The sequence below is a fragment of the Halococcus qingdaonensis genome (genome assembly GCF_024508235.1).
Taxonomy (GTDB): domain Archaea; phylum Halobacteriota; class Halobacteria; order Halobacteriales; family Halococcaceae; genus Halococcus; species Halococcus qingdaonensis.
The window spans coordinates 2,362,119-2,376,020 of sequence record NZ_CP101943.1 but is presented as its reverse complement, the minus strand read 5'-3'; the positions used below and the strand labels follow the sequence as shown (position 1 = coordinate 2,376,020).

The window sequence follows — 13,902 nt, the reverse complement described above, 5'->3', positions numbered from 1 at the left end:
GTTCGCCGCTCGATCGTTACCCGCCGATTCGAGGGAGCGTTCGGATCGTGTGCTCGCGGCCGGATCGCAGCTCCGCAGCCGCTCTCAGCCGAACATCTGGCGCATCATCGGATGCATCTCCATCAGCTGCTCCTCGGCGATCTCCTCGTAGAGCTTGTAGGTGATCGATACCGTGAGCAGCAATCCCGTTCCCGAAACCGAGCCGATGGTGCCCATCATGTTCGCCCCGACGGCGAGCACGCCAACCAGGGCCCCGCCGATAACCGTGACCTGCGGGATGTACCGCTCCATCACCTTCTCGATGACGCCGGGGTTCTGCCGGAAGCCCGGGATCTGCATGCCGGAGTTCTGGATCTGCTTCGCGGTCGCCTCCGGCCCCATGTCGGCGGTCTCGACCCAGAAGATCGCGAAGATCGCACCGCCGACGACCATGAAGGTGAGATCGACACCGATACGCAGCGCGACCTGCCAGGCGGCCTGACTCGCGCCGAGCCACTGCTCGGGGGCGTTGATCGGTGCGAGATAGTAGAACAGCCCGCCGACCGGCTGGCCACCCGAATAGACGCCGAGCCACGACGGCAGCCCGAGCTGCGAGTTGAGGATCCGGCCGAGGAACTGGATGTTCGCCTGGAGCGCCCGCACGAGGATCATCGGCAGGACGCTCGCGTAGATGAGTTTCACCGGGAAGCGCCCGCGCGCGCCCTTGACTCTCGCATGGGAGAGCGGGATCTCGACGCGCACCGACTCGGCGTAGACCACCACCACGAAGATCAGGATCGTGGTGAACAGCGCGATGAGATCTCCCTGACCGAACAGCAGCGTCTGGATGCCTTCGCTCGTCAGCGGCGAAACCTCGATCGCTCCGGTAATGATGTCGAGCCAGCTGCTGAAGAACCCGTCTCCGCCGAAGAAGCCACCGATGAGGCTCTGGCTCACGCCGGCGATGATGAACAGGCCGATCCCGGAGCCGACGCCCCACTTCGAGATGACCTCGTCCATGAACAGCACGAGGATCGCCCCGACGAAGATCTGGGCGAACAGCAGCCACTTCACGCCGCCGATGCCGATGCCGAGCGACGCCGCTACCTGCTGGCTCGCCGGCAGGTAGTTGCCGGCAAACACCATCGGCAGCCCCGTGATGCAGATCATCACGAGCACTAGGAACTTCTGGAGCCCCTGATAGAGCACCTGATCGCGTGGATCGTTCGTATCTAAACCCAGCAGGTTCGCGCCGCCGAGTAGCTGTAACACGATGCTCGCGGTGACGATCGGACCGATACCGAGCTGGAGGACCGAGCCGGACTGCCCGGCGAGGATCGAGCGAAAGCGCCCGAAGAGGTCGCCTCCCTGCCCGCCCAACCCGTAGAGGGTGACGTTCGTCAGGAAGAAATACAGCACGAGTACGCCGAGCGTCCAGCCGAGTTTCCGCCTGAACGGGACGTGGCCCTCGGGCTGTCTGACCGAGGGCATCCGCGTCAGAACGGGTTCTGCGGTCTCCTTCCAGCCCATTTTCGGTCTATTCCGACTCCGCGTTTGTAGCCTCTTCGGCTTCCTCGTCCTCGTCGTCCTCGCGTGCGGCCAGTCGCTCCTCGCCGCGCTCGCTCAACGTGGCCTCGCCGCCGGCCGCGTCGATGAGTTCGCGCGCATTCTCGGAGAATGCGTCGGCCGTCACCGTGAGGCTCTGGCGGACCTGGCCGCCGCCGAGCACCTTCACGGCGTCGGCGTCGTGGCCGTCCTCGACGATGTCGCGTGCGTCGAGTTCGTAGCCGTCGTCGGTCTCCTCGGCGACCCCGTCGGCCGCGTAGAGGGCGGCGTCCTCGTCGAGTTCACGTACCTCGACGGTGAGGATCTCTTCTTTCGCCTTTTCCGGGCGGCTGAACCCGTGTTTGCCGAGCGGTCCGTAGTTGTGAAACTCGTGATCGTCGCGTCCCGCGCGCCCGCGACCGCCCCGATGGCCGGCCCCGCGGCGGTTCTTGTGCGAGCCGCCGCTGTGGGTGCGCGAACCGCGCTGGCGTCGTTTTTTGCTTGTCATCGTTGGTAGTCCTCGACGGCGATTACCGCATCGCCGTCAACAGCGCGTCGATTTCCTCCGTACTGTGCCTGCCGAGCTCGCCGTCCTCCGGCACGGGGTGTTTCACGCCGTCGTGACCGCCCCGCGGCGGGTGGAGTCGTAGTGCGGGCGTCAGCCCCGCCTCGCGCAGCGTCGTCTCCTCGGCGAGAAGTCCTTCAGCGAGCGCCGAGACGTCGTCGTAGTCGGTGTTCTCGCTCACCCACTCGTCGTCGATCTCGGCCGCTCCCTCGGCGGGCTCGCCACGCGTCTGCAGCAGCGTCGCGAGCACGCCCGGACTCGGCTCGCCGAAGGCGACGTAGTCGTTGACCTTCGTTATCATCCCCTCGTAGGTGTCGGTCTCGGGGACGAGCGCGCAGTGGTTCGTGCTGTGGACGTTGAGCATCGAGAGCGTATCGCGAACGCCGCCCTCCATGTTCACCTCGCCGCGCAGCTGGACGAGCGCTTGCATCACTCGATCACCTCACGCTGCTCGATGGCGCGCTCTGGCACCCGTGCCTCGCTGGTCGCCTTGAGCGCGTTGAACGTCGCCTTCGCGAAGTTCACGGTCGTCCGAGTCTTGCCCGACGAGTGCGTCCAAATGTCCTCGATACCAGCGAGTTCGAGCACCGAGCGAGCGGTCTCACCCGCCGCGAGCCCGAGCCCTCTGGGGGCCGGCCGGAGCTCGACCTCGACGCTGCCGGCCTTTCCGTCCGTCCGCAGTGCAACGGTGTGCGGGCGGCCGCAGCCACACTCCCACGAGCCACAGCCACGCGAGACGCGCACCATATTGAGCTTCGCGATCTCGATTGCTTTCTGGATCGCCGAGCCGACCTGGTCGTCGCGGCCCTCGGCATACCCCACATACCCGTTGCGGTCGCCGATGGCGACGACACACCGGAACTTCACCCGCCGACCGGAGTCGGTCATCCGCTGGACCATGTTGATGTCCAGAACGTCGTCCTCGATCGAGAGCAGCTGATCGGTGATCTCCGGCTCCTTCAGCGGGAGCCCCGAGTTGAGCGCCTCGTCCATCGAGGTGATCTCCTCCTCGGCGACCAGTTTGCCGAGCCGCGTGCGCGGCTCCCAGCCTCGATTACTCATCGCCGCCTCCCAGTTCGTGGTCGAATTCGTCCATGATTGTCGTTCTGACTTCCTCGAAGTGGTCGGGCAGCTCGCTCGCGTCGAAGTCGCCCGAATAGAGCGGCTCGTCGCGACTCTCCGCGTAGTCGGCGATATGCTCGCCGCTCGTGCGCTCCCAGTCGGCGAACACCGACTCGTTGTGCGGGACGTCGAGCCCCGCATCGATGGCACCTTCCTGGATCGCGAACAGCTTGCTCCCCGGCGTCGCGGCGTTGAGCCCGATGTCGAGCACTGCCTCGTCGATCTCGGTGTCTCGCGCGCGCAGCCCGGCCAGCAGTCCCGTGAGATACGCACTGGGCAGGTTCCCTGTCGGAGCCTCCCAGCCGTACTCGTCGAGATCGGCCGAGCTCGCGCTCGCGTGCGTTTCGTCTCCGTCGGGACTGGGGGTCACCAGCTGCGCCCTGACGTGGCGGTTGCTCTTTCTGGCAACCAGTCGGGGTTTGCCTGATTTCAACAGGCGCAACCGCTGATGGTAGTCCGTCCGGACCTCGCGCCGGCGGCGCATCGGTACGTTGTATCGTGGTCCTGTTGCCATTATTCGTCCTCCAGTTCGATGTCGAATTCGTCCACGGCGAAGCTCTCCAGCCTGTCGACGCTGTCGAACTCGCCGCCGCCCGCCTTGTCGTACAGCGTGCGGTACTGCGTTCGGTCGATGGTGCCCTCCGCGCGCAGCTCCTTCAACCGACGACGCTGCGCACGGATCCGCGAGACCCATGCGTCCTTGCTGTTCTCGCGCGCGCCGGCGGTCCCCTTCCGACTCCCGGGGCCCTTCCGATGGCCGGCAGCACGCTGGCTGTTACGCTCGCGCGCACGGCCACGCGAGTTCGATTTCGCCGCCTTCGCGTCGACCGTCCCTTCCGTGACGAGCTCGCGGATGTCCTCGCGGGTGATCGCCTCGGCGATCTCCCCCTGTTGGTCGGGATCGAACCAGACGCGGTTCTCCCCGACGTCGAGGACGTCCGCCGCGAGCCGTCGCTGTGCGCTCAGATCACTCATTCTCGTTCACCTCGACTTCGACGTAGGTCGGGTTGAGCACCCGGATCCCGTCGTCTTCGGCCTGCTCCTCGATGCGCTCGCGTTTGCGACCGCCGACCGTGGAGCCGATCCGTACGGCGTGGGTGTCGCCGTCGACACCCTCTAGGTCGTCGGTGTTCTCGACACGGACCTCCTCGAACCCGCTCGGGTGGCGGCCGCGAACGTCCGTCGCGGTCCGGTAGCCCGCCCCGACTTTCGCGCCCTTGCCCTTGACACCGCGGCGCTGCTTCGAGAGCTGGCCGCGCGGGCGTCGCCACGAGGTCGACACGCGCTTTTTCTTGTGGTGGTCCTGCCGGTTGAACTGCGGCTGGGACCGCCGCCGGCGCTCGCCGAGCAGTCGCTGCTCCTCGTCGTCGAGGTCGGGCGTCTTCTCGGTCAGCCCCCGCGGGCGGAGTTCGGTTTCGACGTCCTCGGTCTCCTCCTCTTCGGGCGTCTCGTCCTCGACCTCGGTGTCGGTCTCCTCGTCGACTTCGAGCCCGCCGACGTCGGCCTTGATCCGCGCTGCGAGCGCGTTGCCGATGCCTTCGACATCGGCCAGATCGGACTGCTCGGCCCGTTCGAGGTCGGCGACCGACTCGAAGTCGGCCTCGCGCAGCGCGTCGGCCTTCTCCTCGCCGACGCCGCTGACCTCGGTCAGTTCTTCGGGCGTCTCCTCGTCCGACTCGTCGACGTCGATCTCGCCGACGTCGGCCGCGATGCGCGCGGCGAGTGCGGTACCGATCCCCTCGACCTCGCTCAGTTCGTCCTGATCGGCGTCGCGGAGATCGTCGATCGTCTCGTAGCCGGCATCACGGAGTTCGTCCGCGGTCTCCTCGCCGACGCCGTCGATGGCCGTGAGTTCGCGTTCGTTACTGGCCACTGGCGCTCACCTCCCGGGTCGGTTTGCCGCTGATGTAGACGCCGTCCTGGAACACCCGTGTGTCCTTCCCGCTGACGCGGGTGAGCTGTTCGATGTCCGCGGCGGTCTGGCCGACGTCCTCCTTGTTCGGCCCCGAGAGCGTGATATGCTCGTCGTCGACCTCCACGGTCGTGTCGCCACGGATCGGCGTTCGGCGCGGTGCCTGCTCGCCGAGGAAGTTCTGGATCACGACGTCGCCGTCCTCGACACGCACCTGCATCGGGAAGTGCGAGTAGAAGACGTCCATCTCGTAGGTCCAGCCCTCGCTGACGCCGTGAAAGGCGTTCTGGATGTGGCTGACGAACGTGCTCATCGTCGCCGTCGTCTTGGCGTCCTCGGCGTCGCTCGCGAGGACCACCGCGTCGTCCTCGACGGAGACCGAGACGTTCGGATACCAGAGCCGTCGCGTGACGCTGCCGTTCTCGCCGGAGATCGTGAGGTCGAAGCGCTCCGTCTCCGCGCTTGCCCCCTCCGGAATCGTGAGTCGTTGTTCTGTCATTATCAGTATACGTAGGCGAGCACCTGCCCGCCGAGACCTTCCTCTCTGGCCTCGTAGTGGCTCATCACGCCGTGGCTCGTCGTGACGATGAGCGTCCCGTAGTCGCGGGCCGGGAGGAACCGTTTCTCCCATTTCTCGAACTCGTCGGCCCCGGCCGAATACCGGGGCTTGACGACGCCACAGCGGTTGATCTTGCCTCTGAGTTCGACCTCGAACTTCCCGGCACGGCCATCGTCGACGAACTCGAAGCCGTCGATGTAGCCGCGGTCGTAGATGACCTCCAGGACGGAGCCGATCGTGTTCGAGGCGGGCTGCACGGTGAAGTCGAGCTGGCCGACGCCTTCGGCGTTGTCGATGCCGGAGAGCGCGTCGGCGAGCGGATCGTTGTCGGTCATTGGTATTTCTCGAACCCCATGCCGCGGGCGATCTCACGGAAACACTGTCGGCAGAGCCAGATGTCGTATTTCCCGACGAGCCCCTGCTTGCGCCCGCAGCGCTGGCAGGCCTCGAGCTGGCCCGTGCGTTTGCTCGCGTGTTCGCCCGTCTCCACGTCGCTTTCGCTCATTGTACCTCCATGTCGTAGCTCTCTTCGAGATAGCTGATCGCGTCCTCGGCGTCGAGGCGATGACGGCCCGGGATCGATCGGGTGGCCTTGGTGCGGCGTTTGATGCGTGCGCCCGGGCGGGCGAGGTTCACGGTCACGTCCATCCCGTAGATCCCGGTGTTCGGATCGTACTCCTGGCTCGGGAACTCCGTGTGCTCGGCGATGCCGAAGCTGAAGTTCCCCGTCTCGTCGAACTGCGACCGTTCGATCGTCGCGAGTTCGAGCGCCGTTGCCAGGAACTCCTCGGCGTCGTCGCCGCGGAGCGTCACCTTCGCGCCGATCGGGTCGCCCTGGCGGATGCCGAACTCCGGCCGGGTCGCCTCCGCGCGCGTCCGGACGCTCTCCTGGCCCGTTACCGCCTCCAGGATCTCCTCGCCGTCGGCGAGCTCACGCCCGCCCTGGCCGACACCCATGTGGACGACGACCTTCTCGACGACGGGCTCGCGCATCTCGTGGAAGCCGGCGGCGTCGCTCATTCGTCGTCACCTCCGTCGGTCGGATCCTCGGCCGCTGCGGTGTCCTCGCCGGCCGTCGTGACGGTCTCCTCGTCGTCCTCCTTGACGAAGTTCTCGTCGATGACGACGACGTAGTCGGCGATCGTCTCGAAGCCGTCACCCTCCTCCTGGCTGACGATGACGTTGTTCGCCGCACTGCCGGGCGTGACCTGGATCTCCTCGATCTCGCCGATCTCGCCGGCGTGCTGGCCGCGCACGGCCGTCACGAGCGCTCCCTCCTCGTAGGGGAAGTGGGCGAGGATCTCGTCGTCGTGGTCGATGACGATCGAGTCGCTACCGGCGTACTCGCTGCCATCGTCGACTTCGAGGGTGTGACCGTCGTGCAGCGCGAGCTGTGTGTTGCCGCCGGGGACCTGCCCCTTGCCGACGATCTTGCCGAGCTTCGAGTCGGCGTCGGCGGCGTCGATCGGCGAGAGCGCGAGCCGGCCGCCCTCGTCGGGGAACACGCGGTAATGTTCGTCACGCTCGGTGAACTCGACGATGTCGAACATGCCGATCGGGCGCTCCTCGTCGTCGAGGGATGCGCCGTTGATCAGGATGGTGCCCTGATTCAGCGCGTAGCGCGCCTCCTTGCGGTTGTCGACGTAGCCGAGCACGTCGCGGAGCACGATCAGCAGCGGCACGCCCTGTTCGCCGTGCGGACCGGCGGCGGCCTTCACCGTGAACGTCGCCGTCTTGCGCTCGACGGGCCACGAATCCGGCACCGAGAGCCGTTTCTGGTGTTTACTCATCGTCGCCCTCCAGCCGTGCCTCGCGGCGATCGTCGTCGAGCGTGAGCTCCGTGATCCGGAGGTTGCTCGCGTCGAGCGCCCGGGCGACGTCCTCGCCGTCGGCGGTTTCGAGGGTGATCTCCTCGACGTGGACGACCGCGTCCTGGAGATCGACGGTGACGACCTCGCCCTCTTCGCCGGCGAAATCGCCGCGCATGACCTCGACGGTGTCGCCCGCGTTCACTCGCGCGCTACGGCGGCCGTACTCCTCGCGGAGATCGCCCGCGAGCGTCGCACGGACCTGTCTGTGCTTCTCGTGGAGCGGCGCGCGCTCCTCGCGTGTCCGTTGTTTGTGTGGTTGTTTGCTCATGGTAGTCTTAGACGATCATCGTCGCCGCGCTCGCGATCGAGCCGAACCGTTCGGCGACCTCGCGGGCGACCGGCCCCCGCAGCTCGGTGCCACGGGGATCCTCGTTGTCGTCGACCACGACGGCGGCGTTGTCCTCGAACGTGACGCGCGTGCCGTCGGGCCGCCGGATCGGCTTGCGCTGGCGGATGACGACCGCTTCGAGCACCTGCCGGCGCATTTCCGGCGTGCCCTTCGTCACCGACACGGTGATCTTGTCGCCGAGGCCGGCCTTCGGATGCCGGCTCTTGACGCCCGAGTAGCCCGCGACGCTGATCACCTTCAGCTCGCGTGCGCCCGTGTTGTCCGCACACGTCACGAGCGAGCCCTTTTCGAGTCCCTGCGTGACGTCGGCCGAGAGCGCTTCCATCAGCTCTCGCCCTCCGCTTCGTCGGCCTCGATCTCGCTCAGGTCGACCTCGCTCTCGGGATCGGACGGCCCCGACAGACTGCTCGCACCCAGATCGCGCGTCGTGTCGAGAGTCGAGACGACAACGTGTGCTTTCGTCTTCGACAGCGGGCGCGTCTCGGCGATGCGCACCGCGTCGCCGACCTCGAGATCGAGGCAGTCCGGCGCGTGTGCCGGCGTGCGCGACCGTCGTTTCATCTGTCGGTCGTATTTCGGTACCGCGACGTCGTACTCGCGCTCGACGACGACCGATCGATCCATCTCCGTGGAGGCGACCATGCCGTCGACCGTCCCGCCGCGCACGGACAGCGTCCCGTGGAACGGACAGTTCGGGTCGTCGCAGGTCGTCTCCGGTTCCGTTACGTTGAGTCCTAACGCCATTTCGAATCACCTGTCGTTTCCGTCCGCCGGGCCGGCGGCGCGACCAGTCGTTCGCCCGCGACCGTCGCGTGCTCGCCTTCGAGCGCGAACTCGAAGGTCGCCCCGGCTTTCGGTACTCGTTTCGTTCGTTCGCCCTGTTCGACCACGAGCGTGTTCTCGCTCTCGGAGACGACCGACCCTTCGATGCCGACCAGCGAGCCGTTGCTCGCCGCGGCAACCCGGGTCTGCAGCCCGCGAAGCTCGTGTCGCGCGACCGTCTCGGCCGTCAGCGCCATCACGACGCCTCCTCGCTCTCGTCGAGGTCGCCCTCTTCTCGCCGGATCGTCTTCAGCCGGGCGATCGTTCGCCGCAGCTCCTTGATCCGGCCCGGGTTGTCGGGCGCACCGCCGGCGGCCTGAACGGCCCGCGAGTTGAGCAGCTCGGTTTCGAGCTCCTCCTGTTCGACCTCGCGCTCGGCCGGCGTCATGTCGCGGATCTCCGCGCTGTGCAGGATGGCCATCAGTTCCCACCCTCCACGTCCGCGGGATCGACCTCGCTCGCACCCTCCTTGATGCGCTCGGCGAAGGCGTCACCGACGCCCTCGGCCTCGGCGAGATCGTCCTCGCTCGCGTCCTGGATGTCGGCGACGGTCTCGAAGCCGGCCTCGACGAGCGCCTCCGCTTTGGCGTCGCCGACGCCATCGATCACCGTCAGCTCCGCACCGCTCTCGGCGTCAGCCTCGGTGTCCTCGGCCGATTCCATCTCGTCGAGGATCGCCTCGGCGTCGGCCTCGGTGTCCTCGGAGAGCTCCTCGTCGATCTCGGCGTCGTCGGGCGCGGTCTCGGCCGCACCCGCTTCGGCGTCGACGCCCTCCTCGACGATCTCCTCTTCTTCGATCTCGGCCGTCTCGGCCTCCGCTTCGTCCTCGCCGAGCTCGAACTCCTCGTCGGCGTCGGACTCTTCGGAGTCGTCGGCCGGCTCCTCGGCCTCGCCGAGCAGCGCCTCGACCTCGTCGCCCTCGATCTCCTCGGGGACGAGCGACTCCGTGTCGACGTCCTCGTGGATGCGGAAGTCGTCGGGCAGGTCGGCGTTCGGCGGGATGATCTTCACCGTGACGCCGATCGTCCCGAGCTTCATCACCGCGACGCCGTCACCGCGGTCGACGATGTCCTGTGAGGGCTCGCCGTTGTGCTTGATGTAGCCGCGGTTGAACTTCTCGTTGCGCGAGCGTGCACCGGTCACCTTCCCGTTGAGGGTGATCTCAGCACCGCGCGCGCCCGCGTCCATGATGCGGTCGATCGTCGTGTGGCCGGCCTTTCGGAAGTACCAGCCGCGTTCGAGGGCGTTGCCGAGCCGGTCGGCGACGATCTGTGCGTTGAGGTCGGGTTCGTCGACCTCCTGGACGTCGATCTGGGGATCGTCGAGATCGAAGCGCTCCTCGAGCTCGCTCGTGATCTTCCGGATGTTCTTCCCACCCTTGCCGATCACCATCCCCGGTTTCTCCGCCCGGAGCACGATCTGCGTGCCCATCGGGGTCTTGGCCAGATCCATCCCGCCGTAGCCCGCGCGGGCCAGCTCGTCGGCGAAGAACTCGTCGATCTGGGTGCGCTGCATCCCGTCCTCGATGAACTGCTGTTCGGTCGCCATCAGCTCTCACCCTCCTCGGGTTCGGCGACGACCATCTCGACGTCGACCTCGGGCGTGTTCCACGCCGTCGCCCGCCCCATCGCGCGGGGCTTGCGACCCTGCACCTCGCCGACCTTGTGGGCGGCGACGTGATCGATCGTCATCGGATCGGGCTCGAATCCCTGGTGTTCGGCGTTCGCGCCGACGTTTTCGAGTAGATCGAGGAAGGCCTCGCTGGCCTTCTCGGGATACCGACCGGCGTCCCAGCCGTCGATGTCGTTACGGTGGCCCACTCCGGTGTTGTGTGATCGGAATGGCACCGACTGGTCGCCCGCGATGACCGCTTCGAGGTAGTCGCTCGCCTCGGCGACGGTCTTTCCCTTGATCTCTCGGGCGATTTCCTTGCTGTGCTTGTGGCTCATGTGGCGCTCGCGGAGCATGGCTTTCGCCGTTTTCTCCGGGTCCGCGTCCACGCTGTAACTGATTCCCATTGCGTTATGTCTCCATCATTTGAGCGGGACGAACTTCGACGAGCGCGTCGCGCCGATGCCCGCCTGTCCGTGTTCGACCGACGTCCGGGTGAGCTGGAACTCGCCCAGATAGTGGCCGAGCATCTCCGGCTCGATCCTGACGCGCTCGAACTCCTGACCGTTGTGGACGGCGAAGGTCTTCCCGACGAACGCCGGCAGCACCGGCATGTCGCGCAGATGCGTCCGGATCGGGTCGTTCGCCGTCTCCTCGTCGCCCTTCTCGCGCGCTTTGGCGAGCAGTTTCTCCTTCTCGACCGAGAGGCCGCGCTCGATGCTGCGGCGTTTGCGCGCCGGCAGCAGGTCGGCGACCTCGTCGAGGTCCATTGCCTGTAGCTCCTCGATCGTGTGGCCGCGGTAGGTGAACTCGCCCTCGCGACCGGTTCTGTAGTCCGAACTCATCTCATTTCCTCCCCGTCCGCTTGCTGGCGATGTCGCCGACCTTCCGTCCCGGCGGGGCGTCCCGCGAGACGCTCTTCGGTTGGCCGGGATGCTGTCGACCGCCACCGCCAAACGGGTGGTCGACGGCGTTCATCGCCACGCCACGCACGCGCGGGTATTTCGAGCCCCGTGCGCGCATCTTGTGGTGTTTGTTGCCCGCCTTCACGAACGGCTTCTCGGTGCGACCGCCACCGGCGACCACACCGATCGTGGCTCGACACTGCGGGCTGAGTCGCTTCGTCTCGCCGCTCGGCAGCTCGACGATCGCCGCCTGCCGATCGTGGGTGATCAGCTGGGCGTTGACGCCCGACGACCGGGCGAACTTCCCGCCGTCACCGGGCTGGCTCTCGATGTTACAGACCGGCACACCCTCCGGGATCTCCGCCAGCGGCAGCGTGTTGCCGGGCTTGATCTCGGCCGACACGCCGACCTGGATCTCCTCGCCGACGCCGATGCCTTCCGGCGCGAGCACGAGGCGCTGATCGTCATCGTCGAACTCGACCGCTGCAACCGGGGCACTGCGGGCCGGATCGTGCTCGATGTCGATCACGGTGCCCGTGACCACGTCGTCGTCCTCGGTGGTTGGATGCGAGAGCTCCGCCTTGTACCGATGGGAGGGCGCACGGAACGTCGGCGTCCCGCGACCACGCCGTTGACCCTGGATTCGTCGTCCCATCTTCAGAACACCCCGATCCGCGAGGCGACGTCCTGTGCGTCGTCGTCCTCGCTCAATGTCACCGTGGCTTTCTTCTCGCCCTGTGGCGTGACCTGCGTACGCACGTTCGTGATCGCGACGTCGAAGCGCTCCTCGACCTCCTCGCGGATGCCCGGCTTCGCCGCGTCGCTCGCGACGATGAACTGGAGCGTGTTGCGGTAGTCCATGTCGTTCATCGCCTTCTCGGTCACGTAGGGATATTTCACATCGCTCATCGGTCTTCCACCTCCTCGATCGCGCTCTCGGTCCAGATCGTCAGCCGACCGGACTGCGTGCCCGGCGCGAGGTCCTCGGTGTTCACCTCGCTCGCGGTGGCCACGTCGGCACCCGCGAGGTTGCGGGCCGCCCGCGACGGCTCGCCGCTCGTGACGAACAGGATCGAGGTCGGGCGTTTGTACTTCCGGCCACGGGTCGTCCCGCGCCCGGCGCGTACGGTTCTGTCCTCGGCACGCTCGATGTCGCCGTGAACGCCGAGCGATTCGAGCAGCGAGACCACGTCCTGGGTCTTCACGAGTTCCTCGAATTCGTCGTCCACGACGATCGGGAGCTCGCCGTCGAACTCCGCGACCTCGTGGCCGCGCTCGCTCACGCGCTCGGCGTCCGCCGTGGCCGCGATGGCGCTGCGGGTCGCGAGCTTGCGCTCGTTGTCGTTGAGCTTGATCGAGCGATCGTTCTCCTCCTTCGGTGGGTGAGCCGGTCGCCCGCCCACGGTCTGGGGGACGCGCCGTCCCTGGCCGTTCGATCGGGGGACGTGAGCCATGCCGCGACCGCTACCGAACGACTCGGCGGGCGTTCGCATGCCCGCGTAGTCGTCCGCGCCGTAGGGCTGTGCCCGGTTGGCCTGTGCGGTGCGCACCGCCCGACCGATGAGCTCCGGTCGATGGGGCGTCTCGAAGACGTCCGGGAGCTCCACGTCGCCGGCCTCCGTACCGTCCGTGTCGTATACTGTCGTCATTGTCCTTGGTTCGATGCCGTCGAGACGTAGCGCACCTCGGGATCGAGGCGCGGCTGGTCTCCGGGTCGGATCGCCGGTCGGAACCTGAGAAGCCGCTGGTCCGGACCGGGAAGCGAGCCTTTGACGAGCGCGTAGGGACCGTCGACCTCGCCGTAGCCGACGAAGCCACCCTCGGCGCTGGCGTCGTCGCCGTCGCCGACGCTCACGAGGCGCTTGTTGAGCTCCGTGCGCTGGTGATAGCCTGTCTGTCCCTGCTGGGGGACTGTCGAGCGCACGCGCGATGGGTTCCACGGGCCGAGGTTGCCGATACGTCGCTTGTACCCCTGCCGGAAGTGTTTGCCCTTCCGCTTCTGGACGCCCCAGCGCTTGACGGGGCCCTGCGTCCCTTTGCCCTTCGTGACGCCCGCTGCGTCCATGTATTCGCCGGGCCGGAACACTTCGGTCAGCTCGTGTTGGCCCCCGCCTGCGATGAGGTCGAGACCGAACTCGACGCGCTCGTCGAGATCACTGCCGCCGACGCGCGTCTCCATCACGTCCGGGCGCTTTTTCGGCACGTTGGCCATCTCGCCCGGCACGGTGTGGGTGATCGCGCGGATCTCGCCGATCTCGTTGTTCTCGACTGCCTCCTCGAAGGCACCGGGATCCGATTCGCCGTCGGGAACGTCGAGCGCCCGGTCGAGATCGTCGTGGAACTCGTCGGTCCACGTCTCGGTGAGCGGGCGGAGTCCGTAGGGTGTCTGTTCGTAGGCTCTGAGCGCGACCGCGCGCATCGGGGGCGTCTCGACCACTGTGACGGGGACGGTCTGCTCCATCCCCTCACGTGGCGAGTTGGCCGCGTCGTCGATCATCACGACGTGGCTCATGCCGGCCTTGTAGCCGGCGAACCCCTGCAGCCCGGGCTGTCCGTCGTCGTCCGGCCACGAGCCGAAACGCGGCACTTCGCTGTGCGCGCGCGTTCGCGGCCCGTAGCCGAGCGAGCCTTTGCGTGGTCTGGTTGGTTGTACCATGTGTGT

The 13,902-nt window shown here is 67.0% G+C and carries 24 protein-coding genes; all 24 read right to left on the bottom strand.

Annotated features, from left to right (window positions below):
• Positions 1-84: 84 nt before the first annotated feature.
• From secY to NO363_RS12255, 24 genes are read right to left on the bottom strand one after another with little or no spacing between them, the layout of a single operon-like run.
• Positions 85-1,509, bottom strand: coding sequence for a preprotein translocase subunit SecY (gene secY / locus NO363_RS12375; protein WP_256685492.1), 1,425 nt, complete (start codon positions 1,507-1,509; stop codon positions 85-87).
• 7 nt (positions 1,510-1,516) lie between these two features.
• Positions 1,517-2,032, bottom strand: a complete 516-nt coding sequence (locus tag NO363_RS12370; RefSeq protein WP_256685490.1) for an uL15m family ribosomal protein — start codon at positions 2,030-2,032, stop codon at positions 1,517-1,519.
• Positions 2,033-2,054: 22 nt separating this feature from the next.
• A complete protein-coding gene (rpmD, locus tag NO363_RS12365) occupies positions 2,055-2,519 on the bottom strand; it encodes a 50S ribosomal protein L30 (RefSeq protein WP_256685489.1) in 465 nt (154 codons plus the stop codon).
• On the bottom strand, positions 2,519-3,151 hold the full coding sequence (locus NO363_RS12360) for a 30S ribosomal protein S5 (RefSeq protein ID WP_256685486.1): 633 nt from the start codon (positions 3,149-3,151) through the stop codon (positions 2,519-2,521). Before NO363_RS12360 ends, rpmD begins: the two co-directional genes overlap by 1 nt.
• Positions 3,144-3,725 carry a 50S ribosomal protein L18 gene (locus NO363_RS12355; RefSeq protein WP_256685484.1) on the bottom strand — a complete coding sequence of 194 codons (582 nt, stop codon included), beginning with the start codon at positions 3,723-3,725 and terminating at the stop codon, positions 3,144-3,146. The genes NO363_RS12360 and NO363_RS12355 overlap by 8 nt, the downstream gene beginning before the upstream one ends.
• Complete coding sequence (locus NO363_RS12350; RefSeq protein ID WP_256685483.1) at positions 3,725-4,186, bottom strand: 50S ribosomal protein L19e; 462 nt, start codon at positions 4,184-4,186, stop codon at positions 3,725-3,727. Before NO363_RS12350 ends, NO363_RS12355 begins: the two co-directional genes overlap by 1 nt.
• Positions 4,179-5,084, bottom strand: coding sequence for a 50S ribosomal protein L32e (locus NO363_RS12345; RefSeq protein ID WP_007740154.1), 906 nt, complete (start codon positions 5,082-5,084; stop codon positions 4,179-4,181). The genes NO363_RS12350 and NO363_RS12345 overlap by 8 nt, the downstream gene beginning before the upstream one ends.
• The gene (locus NO363_RS12340; RefSeq protein ID WP_256685482.1) at positions 5,074-5,622 is read right to left on the bottom strand and encodes a 50S ribosomal protein L6; all 549 of its coding nucleotides are present in this window, start codon (positions 5,620-5,622) and stop codon (positions 5,074-5,076) included. The genes NO363_RS12345 and NO363_RS12340 overlap by 11 nt, the downstream gene beginning before the upstream one ends.
• Positions 5,623-5,624: 2 nt before the next feature.
• Complete coding sequence (locus NO363_RS12335) at positions 5,625-6,017, bottom strand: 30S ribosomal protein S8 (protein WP_007740152.1); 393 nt, start codon at positions 6,015-6,017, stop codon at positions 5,625-5,627.
• Complete coding sequence (locus NO363_RS12330) at positions 6,014-6,187, bottom strand: 30S ribosomal protein S14 (RefSeq protein WP_004054028.1); 174 nt, start codon at positions 6,185-6,187, stop codon at positions 6,014-6,016. The genes NO363_RS12335 and NO363_RS12330 overlap by 4 nt, the downstream gene beginning before the upstream one ends.
• Entirely contained in the window at positions 6,184-6,702 is a 519-nt protein-coding gene (locus NO363_RS12325) for a 50S ribosomal protein L5 (protein WP_256685478.1), read from the bottom strand. Before NO363_RS12325 ends, NO363_RS12330 begins: the two co-directional genes overlap by 4 nt.
• Positions 6,699-7,472 (bottom strand): 30S ribosomal protein S4e, encoded by a 774-nt coding sequence (locus NO363_RS12320; RefSeq protein WP_256685476.1) that lies wholly within the window; start codon positions 7,470-7,472, stop codon positions 6,699-6,701. Before NO363_RS12320 ends, NO363_RS12325 begins: the two co-directional genes overlap by 4 nt.
• Entirely contained in the window at positions 7,465-7,821 is a 357-nt protein-coding gene (gene rplX / locus NO363_RS12315) for a 50S ribosomal protein L24 (protein WP_256685474.1), read from the bottom strand. The genes NO363_RS12320 and rplX overlap by 8 nt, the downstream gene beginning before the upstream one ends.
• A gap of 7 nt (positions 7,822-7,828) precedes the next feature.
• Positions 7,829-8,227, bottom strand: a complete 399-nt coding sequence (locus NO363_RS12310) for a 50S ribosomal protein L14 (RefSeq protein WP_004054032.1) — start codon at positions 8,225-8,227, stop codon at positions 7,829-7,831.
• Positions 8,227-8,646, bottom strand: coding sequence for a 30S ribosomal protein S17 (locus tag NO363_RS12305; protein WP_256685471.1), 420 nt, complete (start codon positions 8,644-8,646; stop codon positions 8,227-8,229). Before NO363_RS12305 ends, NO363_RS12310 begins: the two co-directional genes overlap by 1 nt.
• A complete protein-coding gene (locus NO363_RS12300) occupies positions 8,637-8,921 on the bottom strand; it encodes a ribonuclease P protein component 1 (protein ID WP_256685469.1) in 285 nt (94 codons plus the stop codon). Before NO363_RS12300 ends, NO363_RS12305 begins: the two co-directional genes overlap by 10 nt.
• Positions 8,921-9,145: a 50S ribosomal protein L29 gene (rpmC, locus tag NO363_RS12295; RefSeq protein WP_256685467.1), complete on the bottom strand. Its 225-nt coding sequence runs from the start codon at positions 9,143-9,145 to the stop codon at positions 8,921-8,923. Before rpmC ends, NO363_RS12300 begins: the two co-directional genes overlap by 1 nt.
• Complete coding sequence (locus tag NO363_RS12285; protein WP_370525560.1) at positions 9,145-10,272, bottom strand: 30S ribosomal protein S3; 1,128 nt, start codon at positions 10,270-10,272, stop codon at positions 9,145-9,147. The genes rpmC and NO363_RS12285 overlap by 1 nt, the downstream gene beginning before the upstream one ends.
• On the bottom strand, positions 10,272-10,742 hold the full coding sequence (locus tag NO363_RS12280; protein ID WP_256685464.1) for a 50S ribosomal protein L22: 471 nt from the start codon (positions 10,740-10,742) through the stop codon (positions 10,272-10,274). The genes NO363_RS12285 and NO363_RS12280 overlap by 1 nt, the downstream gene beginning before the upstream one ends.
• Before the next feature lie 15 nt (positions 10,743-10,757).
• Complete coding sequence (locus NO363_RS12275; RefSeq protein WP_256685462.1) at positions 10,758-11,180, bottom strand: 30S ribosomal protein S19; 423 nt, start codon at positions 11,178-11,180, stop codon at positions 10,758-10,760.
• 1 nt (position 11,181) lies between these two features.
• Entirely contained in the window at positions 11,182-11,895 is a 714-nt protein-coding gene (locus NO363_RS12270) for a 50S ribosomal protein L2 (protein ID WP_256685460.1), read from the bottom strand.
• Between the two features lie 2 nt (positions 11,896-11,897).
• On the bottom strand, positions 11,898-12,149 hold the full coding sequence (locus NO363_RS12265; protein ID WP_004054040.1) for a 50S ribosomal protein L23: 252 nt from the start codon (positions 12,147-12,149) through the stop codon (positions 11,898-11,900).
• Complete coding sequence (rpl4p, locus tag NO363_RS12260) at positions 12,146-12,889, bottom strand: 50S ribosomal protein L4 (RefSeq protein ID WP_007740137.1); 744 nt, start codon at positions 12,887-12,889, stop codon at positions 12,146-12,148. Before rpl4p ends, NO363_RS12265 begins: the two co-directional genes overlap by 4 nt.
• Entirely contained in the window at positions 12,886-13,896 is a 1,011-nt protein-coding gene (locus tag NO363_RS12255; RefSeq protein WP_256685456.1) for a 50S ribosomal protein L3, read from the bottom strand. Before NO363_RS12255 ends, rpl4p begins: the two co-directional genes overlap by 4 nt.
• Positions 13,897-13,902 lie beyond the last annotated feature (6 nt).